Below are 15682 nucleotides of genomic sequence, written 5' to 3'. Positions count from 1 at the left end.
TTACATATGGGAGAATATAATGAAAAAATTAATTACCTTTATGGTGGTTTTAATGGCGGCTTTTTGTACATGTGTTCTTTGCTATTTTTACATGGATACACATCCTAAGAAAGAAGTGGTTAAAAAAAAGAATTTGATTACCGTTGGATTTGCTCAGGTTGGAGCAGAGTCTGACTGGAGAACGGCTAATTCCATTTCCATAAAGAAGACATTTTCTGAGAGTAAGGGATATGATCTTTTATTTGAAGATGCAAGACAGATGCAGGATAATCAGATTAAATCAATTCGTAAATTTATACAGCAGGACGTTGATTACATAGTACTTGCGCCGGTTATTGAAGAAGGGTTTGAAACTGTTTTAGAGGAAGCAAGTAGAGCTAAAATTCCGGTTATTGTAATTGATAGAAAGGTAAGTGTACCTGATAATAATTTGTATACAACATGGATTGGCTCTGACTTTTATCTTCAGGGTAAAAAAGCATGTGAATGTCTTAATAAGTACATTATTCAAAAAGGGATGAAAGATGTTAATATTGTAAATATTCAAGGTACACTTGGTTCAACATCTCAGATTGGAAGAAGTAATGCACTTAATGAAGCATGTGATAAGTACGGATGGAATTTAGTTGCGCAGGAACCTGGCGATTATACACAGGCAAAGTCAAAGGAAGTCATGAAAAACATATTGAAAAAGACGAAGGATATTGACTTTGTTTATTGTGAAAATGATAATGAAGCATTTGGTGCGATAGAGGCAATCAAAGAAGCTGGATTATCAGTTGGAGAAAATGGTGGTATTAAAATTATTTCGTTTGATGCTACAAAGGGCGGACTTAAAAGAACACTTTCAGGCGAGATTTTATTTGATGTAGAATGTAATCCACTTCAGGGACCAGAAGTTGAGAATGTTATTAAGATGTTAGAAGAAGGTAAAACACCGAATAAAGAGTACTATGTTAAGGAACAGGTATTTGTTCATGATTCGATTTTGACGGATGTTTTAGTTGATGGAAACAAGTACGATTTGTTAACGGTAACTGATGATTACATTAGTGAAAGAGTGTATTGATATGGAAGATGTAAGAAAAATAAAAGTATTTCTTGTTGAAGATGAGGTTGTTATTAGAAGTGGTATTAAGAGTAAGATAGACTGGTCAGCAAATGGTTTTGAATTTGTTGGGGAAGCTGGGGATGGTGAACTAGCGTATCCAAAAATTATAGAAACGGCTCCAGATATTTTGATTACGGATATTAAAATGCCATTTGTTAATGGGCTTGAACTTAGTAAGCTTGTAAAAAAGGAAATACCTGATATTAAAATTGTGCTTTTAACTGGATATGATGAATTTGAATATGCAAAAGAAGCAATTGATATTGGAGTTACTGAATACTTACTAAAGCCAATATCTTCTGATAAATTACTTGAAACTTTGATTAAAATCAAAGATACGATTTTAAGGGAGAGTGAGGATAAGGAATTACTTGTGCGTTATAACATGGATATGAAGGAAAACAGTGAGCGAAATAAGCTTAAGTTTTTAAATCGTATTCTTTCAAGCGATATGTCCATGACCAAGCTTTTAGAAGAGGCTGAAAGTTTTGATATGGATTTTTCTAGAAGTTATTATAACGTAATTATTTTTAATGCCTTTCCAAAGGAAGATAATGAGGAAGGGATAGTTAAGGTAAATGAAGTTCTTGATTTATGCGAGAAGAAATATGCAGGAAATGCTAATGTATATACATTTCAAAAAGATGTAGAAGGATTAGTTTTTATAGTCTGCGACATGAGTGAAGAGGACGTTTCTAAAATATGTGATGAGACTGTTTCAAACATAAAAGAAATATGTAAGGATTATAATTCTCTTAGATATTTTGTTGGCGTTGGAAAAACAGTTATGAGAGTTCATAATTTAAAGGATGCATATGTTAGTGCTGAAAGAGCTTTTTCAAGAAGATTCGATAGTGAAAAAAGTGATGTTTTATACATTGAAAAGTATGAAGAACAATTAAGCACTGACGTTATTAAAGAAAATAGCTTCGTGGAAATTGAATCAATTAGAAGAAGCTTGGAAAAGTTCATATCCCTTGGTGGAGTTGATGAAGTTCCTGAATATGTTGACGGACTTATGAGAAAACTAGATGGAGATTACATTAATTCTGTAATTATGAGACAGTACATAATTATGGATGTTTATGTAGTATGCATGTCAAAGGCAGAAAGCGATTCTAATAATGAAAATACAGATGAAGTTAAGATAATAAGCGAGTTTAAAAATCGCATGACTTCTGTTAATAATCGCGACGATGTATATGCATTTATAAAGGACATTATTACAGAAACAATTAATTATAGAGAAGTTGTTAATACTAAGAAGTTTTCAAAACTCATTAATAGAGTTAAGCATGTAATTGAAGAAGAATATGGAAATAGAGATTTTTCTCTTGGATACATTGCAGATAAACTTGCAGTTAATAAATCATATTTAAGTAGATTGTTTTTACAGGAGACTGGGGAAACATTTACTGATTATCTTCTTAAGTTTAGACTTAAAAAAGGTGAAGAATTACTTGCTGAGACGGACATGACTGTAACTGCGATTTCTCTTGAAATTGGATATAATGATCCGCATTATTTTAGCTACGTTTATAAGAAGGAGAGAGGCTTTACTCCTAGAGATTATAGAATGAAAATGAGGAATGTTGATGAAGAATAAAAAAGGTACACCTTTAAATAAAAGGCTGCTTGCAATTGCGTTATCGGCATTTGTTCCAATGTGTATTGCGCTCGTATTTGCTCTAGGATCTTTATCTTATTCATCAAGACAGTATTCTAAAACAACTAGGAGTGTAACTTATGCAAACAGTCTTCTTGATTTTGAAGAGAGAATGAATTACAGTATGTACTTGGCTGTTGTTGGAAAAAGTGATTTTGTAACTCTTGGAAATGGAGAGATAACCGTTAATGGTATAAAAACAGTTAATCCGTATGATTACATAAAAAAGATGCAAAAGACTTTGTCAGAATTGTCTGATATTGCAACAGTTGATATTAATAAAAACCAGATTAAAAGATTAAATAATACTCTTAATTCGCTACGTCAGAACATAAAGACTCTTGAGTCAAACTTAAATGGTGGAGGTACTTATGAAGAGAACATGAAGTATCTTGATGATAATGTTAACATGCTTACCGCCGTGTTTGAGGAAGGCGTAAAAGAGTATATTCAAAATGAAACAGAATACTTAAGCGAGATTCGTGTTGAGCAACATAATAGAAACAGAGTTGTATATATATCGGTATTAGTGATTTTCCTTATGGCTGTCATGATTTCTCTTATAAATATTTATCGTGCACTTAGAGCTGTAACGGAACCTATTAGAAGACTTTGTGATATGAGTAAGGAATTATCAAAAGGTAACTTTAATGTTAAAACTAAGGTTAGTAGTACTGATGAAATTGCAATTCTTTCTGAGAGTTTTAACGAGATGGCAGCAGAGATTGGTGAACTTGTAGAAGACATTACTGAAAAGCAAAAAGATCTATCCATGCTTGAAACAAAACTTTTGCAGGCTCAGATTAATCCGCACTTTTTATATAACACACTTGATACAATTGTGTGGCTTGCCGAAGATAATAGAAATGAAGAAGTTGTTTCAATGGTAACATCTCTTTCTGAATTTTTTAGATCAACCCTTAGTAAGGGTAGAGATTTTATTACTGTTGAGGAAGAGAAAAATCATATTGAAAGTTATCTAAAAATCCAACAGTTTAGATATCAGGACATTATGGATTATGAGATAAACTTTGATGAAGAAGTATTAAATTACAACATACCAAAACTTTTATTACAGCCACTTGTAGAAAATGCTTTGTATCACGGAGTTAAGTGTAAACGTGGTAAAAGTATAATTAGTGTTAGTGGTAACATAGAAGATGAATACTTAATTTTTGTGGTAGAAGATGATGGTATTGGAATGAAAGAAGAAACCTTAAAGAAGGTTCGAGATAATATTAATGGCGATATAAATAAACATGATAAGGGAAGCTTTGGTCTTGCTAATGTTAATTTTAGAATTCGTCGATATTATGGTGATGACTGTGGCCTTTATATTGATAGTGAATACAATAAAGGAACAAGGTCAATGATTAGAATTAAAAAAGAAAGAGTATAAAAGTTTTGAACTTATATACCGATCTCTAAGGTTAGATTAAAAATCTAATATGGAGGTCGGTATTTTTTTAGTTAAATTGTTATCAGAAAGTAATCAAATCCCACTAATGTAATTATTTCCCAAAAAATAAAATAAGAAAAATTTAAAAAGTTAATTAAAAGTAATCATTTCCCAAAAATTAGGAAGTGTAATTTGTATTTTTGAAAAAACATAAATGTTAACATTTACACATAAGATTGGTGCGAACATGAAAAGTTATTTTGATAAAGAAAATAACTTAAATGCAATCTAAAAACAAATTTGATTGAAATCAAGAATGAAGTTTAATTTTCTAATTAAGGAGGAACGATTAAATGAAAAAGAAACTTTTAGCAACTCTTTTAGTTGCGACAATGGCCATGACTCAGCTTGTAGGCTGTGGTCCTAAGGCAGGTGACAAGAAGGAAGGAGCTACTACTGGTGCAGGCGGTTCTGGTGAGGCTAAAACTGAAAAATTAATTAAAGTTGGTATCATCAATAACGATCCTAATGAATCTGGATACAGAACAGCTAATGATAAGGACTTAAAAGAAATGTTTACAAAAGAGAATGGTTATGAAGCTAAGTTTTCATATTCACTTAAGAACGAAGAGCAGATTAACTATGCACAGACTATGATTCAGGATGGTGTTGATTACTTACTTCTTTCAGCAGCTGATACAGCAGGCTGGGATACAGTTTTACAGGATGCTCAAAGAGAAGGCGTTAAAGTTATTCTTTTCGACCGTACAGTAGATGCAGATGAAAGTCTTTATGAAGCTTCAGTTGTTTCAGACATGAACAAGGAAGGTGAAACAGCAGTTGAATGGCTTAAAGGTCAGAACCTTTCAGAATACAATGTAATCCATATCCAGGGTGTTATGGGTACAGCTGCTCAGCAGGGTAGATCAGGCGCGTTACAGAAACAGGTTGATGCAGAAAGTAGTTGGAATATTGTAACACAGCAGACAGCTGAATGGAATGCTGAAAAAGCACAGCAGATCGTACAGTCAGTTATCGATGCTAAGGATAAATTCAATGTAATTTATGCAGAAAATGATGACATGGCAAAAGGTGCTGTAGCTGCTCTTGATAAAGCTAACATTTCACACGGCGTTGGTAAAGACGTTATCGTAATGGGCTTTGACTGTAACAAGTGGGCACTTGAAGAATTAAAGGCTCAGAATTGGAACTATGATGGACAGTGTAATCCATTCCAGGCTTCATATCTTGATGATATTATTAAGAAACTTGAAAATGGTGAAACTCTTGAACAGAAGACAATCATCATGGAAGAAAAAGGCTTTGATGCTACAACAATTACAGATGATGATGTTAACAAATACGGTATTTAATTATATATAAACAAATATTTTTAAAGTAATAAATAGTATTTAACCCAAATAGAATTTAAAGTAAATAGTTAAAATAGAACGGAAAAAGCATGTTATTTACCAAATAACAAAAGTTAGTATCAAAATGATACTAAGAAAAATTAAAAGAGAGAGCGTCGGGCTGGCAGGGTGATTGCTGGTCAGACGCGCTCTTCATTATAAAAAGTAAAAAAGAAAAAAGAAGAATAAAAAAATTAGCACGGAAAGAAGGAGGGAAGATAAGTGGATGAGAAATTAGTTTTAAGTATGAAAGAAATTTCCAAAAGCTTCCCAGGCGTAAAAGCCTTACAGAATGTAGAATTTAAACTTAATAAGGGTGAGATACATGCGCTTATGGGAGAGAACGGTGCAGGTAAATCAACACTTATAAAAGTATTGACAGGTGTATATACAAAAGATAGTGGAAAGATAAGTATTGAAGGTAAAGAAGTACATATTAAATCTCCACAGGACGCACAGAAGGTTGGCATTAGTACTGTTTATCAGGAAATTACATTATGTCCAAATCTTTCAGTTGCAGAAAATATGTATATCGGCAGAAACATAAGCAAGGGCGTTAACTGGAAAGAGATGAACAAAAGAGCCGATAAAATTTTAAAATCACTTGATATACCAGCGAAGGCAACAGCACAGCTTTCAAGTTGTTCAATAGCAGTTCAGCAGATGGTTGCAATTGCTAGAGCAGTGGATATGGAGTGTAAGGTATTGATTTTAGATGAACCTACTTCATCACTTGATGAACAGGAAGTAGCAAAACTTTTTAAACTTATGAGAGACTTAAAGAGTAAGGGTGTAGGAATCATATTCGTTACACATTTCCTTGATCAGGTATATGAAGTTTGCGATAAAATAACAGTTCTTAGAGATGGAAAATTTGTTGGCGAATATGAAATTGAAAACTTGCCTAGAGTTGAACTTGTTTCAAAGATGCTTGGTAAGAAATTCGATGACATGTCAGAGATTAAAGATGACTCTGTTGTTTATAAGGGCGCTGACAAAGATAAGAAAATTTATAATGCAGTTGGACTTAGTTCAACATCAGGAATTAAGCCATTTAACTTCCACATTAAAAAGGGTGAAGTTAATGGATTTACAGGACTTCTTGGTTCTGGTAGATCTGAATGTGTAAGAGCTATTTTTGGTGCTGATAAGGTTGTTGGTGGACAGGTTAGCGTAGATGGAAAAGCAGTACGAATTAACAAACCTTTAGACGCTATGAAACAGGGTATTGCATATCTTCCTGAAGATAGAAAGAATGATGGTATCATCGGGGATCTATCTGTAAAGGATAATATTATTTTAGCAAGTCAGGTCCTTAAGGGATTTACTAAACCATACTCAAAAGCTGAGGCTGAAAAAATCGCTCAGGAATATATTAAATTACTATCGATAAAGACTGCATCATCTGAAACCCCTATTAAGTCTTTATCCGGTGGTAATCAGCAGAAGGTTATTCTTGCAAGATGGTTACTTACAAAGCCAAAGTATTTAATACTTGATGAACCAACAAGAGGTATTGATGTTGGTACAAAAGTTGATATTCAAAAATTAGTTCTTAAACTTGCATCAGAAGGTATGAGTATTACATTTATATCTTCTGAAACAGATGAAATGCTTAGAACTTGTAGCAGATTAGTTGTTATGAGAGATGGCAAGGTTGTTGGAGAATTAGTTGGCGATAAACTTAATAGTGCAGATGTTATGAAGACAATTGCAGGTGATAAAAATAATAATAAAAAAGTTGTAGAGATTACTAACGTAGGAGGTGAAAACTAGTGGAAAGTTTTAAATCAAAGATTTTAAGAAATCAGATTATTATTCCAATTGCTGCGCTTCTTGTTCTTGCGTTATTTAATTTGATTGCAGATCCATCATTTTATGCTGTCAAGCTAGGTAAAAGTAATACGGGGGATTTGGTATTAACAGGAAACATTATTAGTATTCTTGATTATGGTTCAGAACTTGCAATACTTGCAATTGGTATGACACTTGTTACTGCAGCATGTGGTGGACAGGATATTTCAGTTGGTGCTGGTATTGCTATCGCAGGAAGTGTAATTTTAAGAGTACTTTGTGGTAGAAACACAAGACCTGATCATATTCAGGCACCTATTATCGTTGCATTTATTATAGCTTGTGTTGTATCAATGTTATTCAGTGCATTTAATGGTGTGTTAGTTGCACACTTTAAAATACAACCAATGGTTGCGACCCTTATTTTATATACAGCTGGACGTTCAATAGCAGCATGGGTTAACAATAACGAGCTTCCAGAAGTAAAAGAAAAGAGCTTTAAAATATTTGGTGGATATATACCCGGAATACCCATTCCTACACCAGTTTTCATAGCAGCTGCCTGTGTAATAGTAATGGCAATTGTGCTTAAACTCACTAATCTTCGACTATATACTCAGGCGGTTGGTATAAATGAAAATTCAGCAAGACTTAATGGTCTTAACCCTAAGATGATTAAGATTCTATGCTTTGTAATTTTAGGCCTCTGTGTTGCAATAGCCGGGTTGATTAAGGTTAGTAGACTTTCAACAATTAATTACTCGGTTATTGCAAAAGATATAGAAATGGATGCAATTCTTGCAGTAGCACTTGGAGGAAATGCATTAAGCGGTGGTAAGTTTAATCTTACTGCATCAATACTCGGTGCATATGTTATTCAGTTCCTTACAACAACACTTTATAAATACAGAGTTGACTCAAATGCGTTACCAGCATATAAGGCAATCGTAGTTATTATTTTGGTAGTTGTAAGCTCACCAGTATTTAGAGAAAAAATCAAACAGTTTTCAAAGAATATGAAAGCAAGTAAAGAGGAGGTAGCATAATGAGTAAAGACAAAAAAGATTCAGCAAATGTATTTGCTAGAATTAAAAATATGACAGATACCAATCTTTTGTTTTCAATCACTATAGTGATATTCTTTGCGATGTATATCGGAGCTATGCTTCTTCAAGGAGGAGCATTCTTAAGAGGACAAACATTCTTAAATTTATTAAATGCAAATGGATGTCTTATAATCCTCGCTTGTGGACTTAGTCTTGTAATGATTACAGGTGGAATTGATATTTCTGTTGGTGGTGTTACAGCACTTGTTTGTATGAGCTGTGCGGTATATCTTGATAAACATAATGGAAGTGTTGTAGGTGCATTAGTGATTGCAATTTTAATTGGATTATTCTTTGGCGTGGTTCAAGGATTTTTGGTAGCATACTTAGACATCCAGCCATTTATTGTTACACTTGCAGGTATGTTCTTTGCAAGAGGTATGACAACAATCGTAAATAACAAACCTTTCAATGTTGCACATAAAGGATTTGTTAAATTAAAAGGAACAAGAATTAGAATTCCATATATGGGATCATACAACGTAAGAGGTATTTACGTTGATGCATATATTGAAATTGGTGTTGTTGTTGCACTTGTTACAGTTGCATTATTGTTCGTTGTTTTAAGATGGACAAAGCTTGGTAGAAACTTCTATGCAGTTGGTGGTAATGCAAATTCAGCGTTGATGCTTGGTATTAATGTAAAGAGAACAAAGTTCTTATCACATTTAATCTGTGGACTTCTTGCAGGAATTGGTGGATTTGTTTACTTCATGCATGTTGGATCAGGTTCAGCAAGTCATGCAGCTGGTATGGAAATGAACGCAATTGCATCATCAATTATCGGTGGAACACTACTTACTGGTGGTGTTGGTAATATTATCGGAACATTATTCGGTGTACTTTCACTTGGTACAATTCAGAATATTGTTTCAAATGCAGGCTTTGATGAAGCTTGGTGGACAGGCATTACAATCGCATTAATGCTTTGTGTATTCCTTGTAATTCAGAGTGTTGTAATTTCAAAAAAGAAAAGCATTTAACTATCTAAGTTTTTATGTATAAAAACCTTTCATTGGGAGCGGTCACGTAAGTGACCGCTTTTTTGTCACAATTAGGGATGGATATGTGTATATATATTGTAATGAATTATATGATTGTTTTTAATTATAGAAATGTGATAGTATATTTATAAAATAATTATAAAGGAGTTTAAAATGAATAGTTATAAGGGATTAAAAAAGATTTTACTTATTCTTGTTACGTTATGCGTTTTGGTATGCGTGAAGGATTTTGTTAGTGCTGATGAGGGAGATTTTAGTATTTTGGTGTGGTCTGCTAATCGTTATGAATATGTAGAACCAACTGGGATTGATGGACTAAGCTGGGATGCAGCGCATAATACACTTACAATGAATAATTATGATGGTTATGGTATAAGATTTTCATCTTTAAACAAATGTGAAAAAGTTAAGATAATTGTAAAGGGGAAGAATAGAATAATAGATAGTGATAATAAATCCACAATAGGTCTTAGAAATGTTGATATTACATTTGAGGGAGATGGATTTTTAGAAATAAAACATGAAAGAGAAAAGTTTCATAATATAGGTTATTATTCTTCGGATAATCAAATTCCTTCGGAGTATAACGAAGATATTCATAATGGAGTTATTGTAGATGGACCAACAATTTCTTTGATTTCTAGCAGTAGATATGGAGCTATTTATGTTGATACGTTTGAAATGAAATCAGGATGTGTAATGGGATATCATGAGCCATACAAAGAGATTAGAGAAGATTATGATGGCACGATTGATTTTGAATATTATAATAGTACAATTGCGGTTACAAAAAAGGTAAATGTAACGGGCGGAACTATATTAGCAAGATATGAGGAAAAAGATTGTGTTACGGGAAGATCTAGAACTATTGATTTACCAATATTTGCATTGGTAATAAATGGGGATTATTATCCTGAGATATCACTTTCTGATTGCCTTATTATAGGGCAAAGTCCAGTGTATAGTTATGCTAGGGAGCCAGAAGGTTATATTTATACGGAAGTGGGATACGTTACTAAGAATTTTGATGAGAATTTATGGGAAGAAGTATCATATAAGAAATATCAGAATGTTAATCACATGGGAGCAGGAATACTAGGAAGAGTTCCAGAAACAGATATTTCAAATTTTAAGGTAAGTTTGGATTCTGAAAAATACGTATATGATGGGAAAGAGAAAAAACCTAAAGTGAAGGTTTGTGGACTTAGACCAGGAATTGATTATATATTTTTTTATAATAACAATACAAATGTAGGAACGGCAGAAGTGGTAATAACTGGTATAGGTTATTATAAAGGTACAGTTGTAGTAAAGTATCAGATAGAAATTGACAAGAAAGAAACTAATAAGGAAGATACTGATAAGAAGGATACAAAAATATCTAAAGCATGTGTTATTAAAGATAAGGGATATAAATACAATGTTATAAAAAAAGCAACTAAGAAAAAGGCGGGAACTGTTGAAGTTATAGGATTTAGAAAGAAGAGTTTAAAAAGTGTAAAAATTGCTTCAATAGTTAAAATAAATGGATATAAATATAAAGTTATTTCTATTGGAGAGAATGCTTTTTACGGAAATAAAAAGATAAAAAAAGTAAGTATTGGAAAGAATGTAAAAGAGATAAAAGAGGGAGCATTTGCTAATTGTAAAAAATTAAAAAGAATAGTTATTAAGACAAAGAAATTAAAAAAGATTGGTAAAAAGGCATACTCTGGAGTGAAAAAGAATTGTGTGATTGTTGTACCAAAGAATATGAAGAAATATTATAAAAAATTAATAAAAGAAAAAAATGTTAGATTCGAACAATAAGGGGATTAATAATGAATAAATATTTAATGAATTTTCTGAAAGTATTTTTAATGTTGATTGTTGTACTTTCGATAGCTAAGTTTAACAATGAAGTATATGCGCTAGAAGGTGACGTAGGAATTGTTGTTTATAATGGAGATGGTTTTACTTTAATGGATGAAGAACATCAATTTAAAGGGCTGAGCTGGGATGGCAAAAAAATGAAGTTAACCCTTGATAATTACAAAGGTTCTTCTATAGCTATATATAAATATGAGTCTAGAGATGAAGATATAGAGATTGAAGTAAAAGGTGAAAATGAAGTAGATGCAACGGTGATTAATGGAACAACTTGGAAAGGTGTTGTTGGTATATATAATGCTTATACTAATGGTATAAGATTTACAGGAAGTGGAAGTTTAACGATTTCGAATAAGAATAATCAAACTGCTTTTTCCGAATTGATTGAATCAACTGGCAAGGTGGAAATAGATGGTCCTACAATAAATATCAATGGTTACGTGGGAGAATATTCTTATAATGCTATAGAAACATCTGATTTTTATATGAAATCGGGTACGTTAAATATTAGCGTTGAAATGTTAAAAGAATATGGTAATCATGGCTATTGTGATATAGAACTTGTCAGGTTGACTAAGCCATTAAACTCAATACATATATTGGGTGGTAGAGTAATTGTTTCGATAGATAAAGAATGTAAATATGCAGAAGTTTTTTTAGTGGAGTATAATCTTAGAAAAGAAGATCTTTCTAAAACTAAGTTTGAAAATGATGGATACAGATATGAGCTTTCAAATTGTATACTTGTAGTGGCGGCGGAAGGTAATTATAGTTTGTTTTCAAGCTGGGCAAATTATACAGGGGATGTTTCAAGTTCGTATGTATATGTTTTACCAGAGGTTAAATATGGAGAGAATGCATATGTAATTTATTGTAAATCATTAGATGAAAGTGCCAAAATAGGTTTAAATAATTTCAAATTAGAAATGGAAAAGGGTGAGTTTGAATATACAGGTAAAGCGATTACTCCAAAGGTAAATGTGATCGGCCTAAAGGAAGGCGAGGACTATACTGTAAAGTATGAAAATAATATAAAACCTGGTAAAGGCAAAGTCATTATAACTGGTAAGGGTATATTCGGTGGAAGTATTACAAGAGAGTTTGATATTACTTCTAATTCAATAATTAAAGAATCAGAAAATGCTGATAGTATTAGTGATGGAAAGCTTGTATATAAAGTTTTAAAACAGGGAGATAATAAAGGAATAATTGGAAAAGTTGAAGTTGTTGGTTTAATGAAAAAGAACTTAAAGACTATTAATATTGCTTCAACAATTAAAATAAATGGATATAAATATAAAGTTGTTTCTATTGGAGAGAATGCTTTTTATGGAAATAAAAAGATAAAAAAAGTAAGTATTGGAAAGAATATTAAAGAGATAAAAGCAGGAGCATTTGCTGAATGTAAAAAGTTAAAAAGAATAGTTATTAAGACAACGAAACTTAAAAAAGTAAGTAAAAAAGCATACACTGGAATTAAGAATGTTATAATAAGAGTTCCGAAAACAAAGAAGAAAGTATATAAGAGGTTATTTAAAAAATCACATATTAATTGCAAGATAGTTTAGTAAAATGTGAAATAAAACAGTCATGTTCACTGGTGATAGTGAGTATGGCTGTTTTTTAGTGATTTAAAGCGGCCTGTTGTTGTAAAGAAAGGCAAAAAATGGTATAATTAATAGAATTCATTATGGATAAGTAGGAGGAAATCACGTGATTAAATTAAGTGAAGGCGGCGCATATCTTGTTGACGGTAGTGAAATCATTGAAGTTAACGAAGGTATAGAAGCAGTTAAAGGAAAACTCGGTAGTAGATTTGTAGAAAAGGAAGAGGCTTTAAAGAGTACTATTGCTTATAATATTCTTAAAGACCATAATACTTCTGACAACATGGATAAATTACAGATTAAGTTTGATAAACTTACATCTCATGACATAACATTTGTTGGAATTATTCAGACAGCTCGTGCATCGGGCCTTGAAAAATTCCCTATTCCTTATGTACTTACAAACTGTCACAACTCACTTTGTGCAGTAGGTGGTACTATCAATGAAGATGACCACATGTTTGGTCTTTCTTGTGCTAAGAAATACGGTGGTATTTATGTTCCACCTCATCAGGCAGTTATTCATCAGTTCGCAAGAGAAATGCTTGCAGGTGGCGGTAAGATGATTTTAGGTTCTGACTCACATACTCGTTATGGTGCACTTGGTACTATGGCTATGGGTGAAGGTGGTCCTGAACTTGTAAAACAGTTACTTTCACAGACATATGATATTAACAGACCAGAAGTTATTGCTATTTACATGACAGGTACTCCTGCAAAGGGTGTTGGTCCTCAGGACGTAGCTCTTGCTATTATTGGAGCAGTATTTGCTAATGGATATGTAAATAACAAGGTTATGGAATTTGTTGGTCCTGGTGTTGCTAATCTTTCAGCTGATTTCAGAATTGGCGTTGACGTTATGACTACAGAGACAACTTGTCTTTCATCTATTTGGAGAACAGATGATAAGATTAAGGATTTCTTTGATATACATGGTAGAAGTGAAGACTTCAAGGAGTTAAATCCTGGAGCAGTTACATATTACGATGGAGTTGTTTATGTTGAACTTGATAAGATTAAACCTATGATTGCTATGCCATTCCATCCAAGTAATACTTATACAATTGATGAAGTTAATGCAAATCTTAAGGATATTCTTGCTGACGTTGAGAAGAAGGCACTTGTATCACTTGATGGTCAGGTAGAATATTCACTTATGGATAAAATTGTTGACGGTAAACTTTATGTTGAACAGGGTATTATCGCAGGTTGTGCAGGTGGTGGATTTGAAAACATCTGTGCTGCAGCTGATATCTTAAAGGGTAAGAGCATCGGATGTGATGAATTTACTTTATCAGTTTATCCTGCATCTACACCTATTTACATGGAATTATTCAAGAACGGCAAGGCTGCTGATCTTTTAGCAACAGGTGCAATTCTTAAGACTGCATTCTGTGGACCATGTTTCGGTGCTGGTGATACACCTGCTAATAATGCATTTTCAATCAGACATTCTACTAGAAACTTCCCTAACAGAGAAGGTAGTAAGTTACAGAATGGTCAGATTTCATCTGTTGCTCTTATGGATGCTAGATCAATTGCAGCTACAGCTGCTAACAAGGGCTTCCTTACATCAGCAATGGATATGGACTTTGAACTTACAGGTCCTACATATCACTTTGATAAATCAATTTATGAAAATAGAGTATTTGATTCAAAGGGTGTTGCAGATCCTAATGCAGAAATTCACTTTGGACCAAACATCAAGGATTGGCCTAAGATGGTAGCTCTTACAGATAACTTGGTAATTAAGGTTGTATCTGAAATTCATGATCCAGTTACAACAACTGATGAACTTATTCCATCAGGTGAAACATCAAGTTACAGATCTAACCCACTTGGTCTTGCTGAATTTACACTTTCAAGAAAAGACCCTGCTTACGTTGGCAGAGCTAAGGAAGTTCAGGCAGCTGAGAAGGCTAGAGAAGAAGGAAAGTGCATGGGTGAAGTTCTTCCAGAACTTAAGGATGTTATGCATACAATCAAAGAAACATATAGTGATGTTTCAAAAGAAAATACAGGTGTTGGTAGTACAATTTACGCTGTTAAGCCTGGTGATGGTTCAGCTAGAGAACAGGCTGCATCATGTCAGAAGGTTTTAGGTGGCTGGGCTAACATTGCTAAGTCATACGCTACTAAGAGATATAGATCAAACCTTATTAACTGGGGTATGCTTCCATTCATCTTTGAAGATGATAACTTACCATTTGCTAACGGGGATTACATCTTCATCCCTGAAGTAGCAAATGCTGTTAAGGAAAAGAAATCAGAAATCAAGGCATTCGTTGTTAAGCCAGGTGAAGGACTTAAAGAGTTCACACTTAAACTTGGTGAAATGACAGATGATGAAAGAGAAATCATCCTTAAAGGTTGCTTGATTAATTATAATAATAAAAGCATATAAAATTTAACTGAATACTAAGTAGCAATTTGCTACTTAGTATTCGTATAATCAAATAAAAACATTTTCAGTTACAGGGCTATACTATCTAGCAAGGACCATAGCGGGTCTCGGTACTTAGTGAGCACCGATATAAATCGAGTGCGAACTTAGTTCCGCTAGGGGAAGCCCGCAATGTGCGAGAGCAGTGTCCGTGATAGATAGTATAGCCCTGTACAGCAAAATGTTTTTACAAAAATTGGGTTTTTACAAATGACTACGTAAAGGACAAAATTCATATGAGAGAGACTAAAGGTAACTTGGGGTTACCAGG

General features: G+C 33.1%; 10 protein-coding genes. All 10 read left to right on the top strand.

Going from position 1 to position 15682, the window contains the following annotated elements:
• The first annotated feature begins 19 nt into the window (after positions 1 to 19).
• The 10 genes from B5D16_RS03795 to B5D16_RS03750 all read left to right on the top strand — a co-directional run bounded on the left by B5D16_RS03795 (position 20) and on the right by B5D16_RS03750 (position 15372).
• Positions 20 to 1069, top strand: a complete 1050-nt coding sequence (locus B5D16_RS03795; RefSeq protein WP_078765642.1) for an ABC transporter substrate-binding protein — start codon at positions 20 to 22, stop codon at positions 1067 to 1069.
• Position 1070: 1 nt separating this feature from the next.
• Positions 1071 to 2717 (top strand): response regulator, encoded by a 1647-nt coding sequence (locus B5D16_RS03790; protein WP_207651108.1) that lies wholly within the window; start codon positions 1071 to 1073, stop codon positions 2715 to 2717.
• The gene (locus B5D16_RS03785) at positions 2707 to 4176 is read left to right on the top strand and encodes a sensor histidine kinase (protein WP_078765640.1); all 1470 of its coding nucleotides are present in this window, start codon (positions 2707 to 2709) and stop codon (positions 4174 to 4176) included. Before B5D16_RS03790 ends, B5D16_RS03785 begins: the two co-directional genes overlap by 11 nt.
• A 353-nt stretch (positions 4177 to 4529) precedes the next feature.
• A complete protein-coding gene (locus B5D16_RS03780) occupies positions 4530 to 5549 on the top strand; it encodes an ABC transporter substrate-binding protein (protein WP_078765639.1) in 1020 nt (339 codons plus the stop codon).
• A gap of 261 nt (positions 5550 to 5810) precedes the next feature.
• A complete protein-coding gene (locus B5D16_RS03775; RefSeq protein ID WP_341465181.1) occupies positions 5811 to 7364 on the top strand; it encodes a sugar ABC transporter ATP-binding protein in 1554 nt (517 codons plus the stop codon).
• Positions 7364 to 8428, top strand: coding sequence for an ABC transporter permease (locus tag B5D16_RS03770; protein ID WP_078765638.1), 1065 nt, complete (start codon positions 7364 to 7366; stop codon positions 8426 to 8428). Before B5D16_RS03775 ends, B5D16_RS03770 begins: the two co-directional genes overlap by 1 nt.
• Entirely contained in the window at positions 8428 to 9471 is a 1044-nt protein-coding gene (locus B5D16_RS03765; protein WP_078765637.1) for an ABC transporter permease subunit, read from the top strand. The genes B5D16_RS03770 and B5D16_RS03765 overlap by 1 nt, the downstream gene beginning before the upstream one ends.
• 174 nt (positions 9472 to 9645) lie before the next feature.
• A complete protein-coding gene (locus B5D16_RS03760) occupies positions 9646 to 11301 on the top strand; it encodes a leucine-rich repeat protein (RefSeq protein ID WP_078765636.1) in 1656 nt (551 codons plus the stop codon).
• A gap of 11 nt (positions 11302 to 11312) precedes the next feature.
• A complete protein-coding gene (locus B5D16_RS03755) occupies positions 11313 to 12929 on the top strand; it encodes a leucine-rich repeat protein (protein WP_078765635.1) in 1617 nt (538 codons plus the stop codon).
• 148 nt (positions 12930 to 13077) lie between these two features.
• A complete protein-coding gene (locus B5D16_RS03750) occupies positions 13078 to 15372 on the top strand; it encodes a hydratase (RefSeq protein ID WP_341465183.1) in 2295 nt (764 codons plus the stop codon).
• The last annotated feature ends 310 nt before the right edge of the window (positions 15373 to 15682 follow it).

Source organism: Eubacterium uniforme (assembly GCF_900167115.1).
Lineage (GTDB): Bacteria > Bacillota > Clostridia > Lachnospirales > Lachnospiraceae > Eubacterium_S > Eubacterium_S uniforme.
The sequence above is the reverse complement of the archived record's forward strand: the minus strand, read 5'-3'. Positions and strand labels throughout refer to the sequence as shown.

Excerpts from the sequence above, each read along its gene's own strand:
- B5D16_RS03785 (WP_078765640.1), top strand. The coding sequence starts at position 2,707 with ATGAAGAATAAAAAAGGTACACCTTTAAATAAAAGGCTGCTTGCAATT.
- B5D16_RS03790 (WP_207651108.1), top strand. The coding sequence starts at position 1,071 with ATGGAAGATGTAAGAAAAATAAAAGTATTTCTTGTTGAAGATGAGGTT.
- B5D16_RS03780 (WP_078765639.1), top strand. The coding sequence starts at position 4,530 with ATGAAAAAGAAACTTTTAGCAACTCTTTTAGTTGCGACAATGGCCATG.
- B5D16_RS03765 (WP_078765637.1), top strand. The coding sequence starts at position 8,428 with ATGAGTAAAGACAAAAAAGATTCAGCAAATGTATTTGCTAGAATTAAA.
- B5D16_RS03795 (WP_078765642.1), top strand. The coding sequence starts at position 20 with ATGAAAAAATTAATTACCTTTATGGTGGTTTTAATGGCGGCTTTTTGT.
- B5D16_RS03760 (WP_078765636.1), top strand. The coding sequence starts at position 9,646 with ATGAATAGTTATAAGGGATTAAAAAAGATTTTACTTATTCTTGTTACG.
- B5D16_RS03755 (WP_078765635.1), top strand. The coding sequence starts at position 11,313 with ATGAATAAATATTTAATGAATTTTCTGAAAGTATTTTTAATGTTGATT.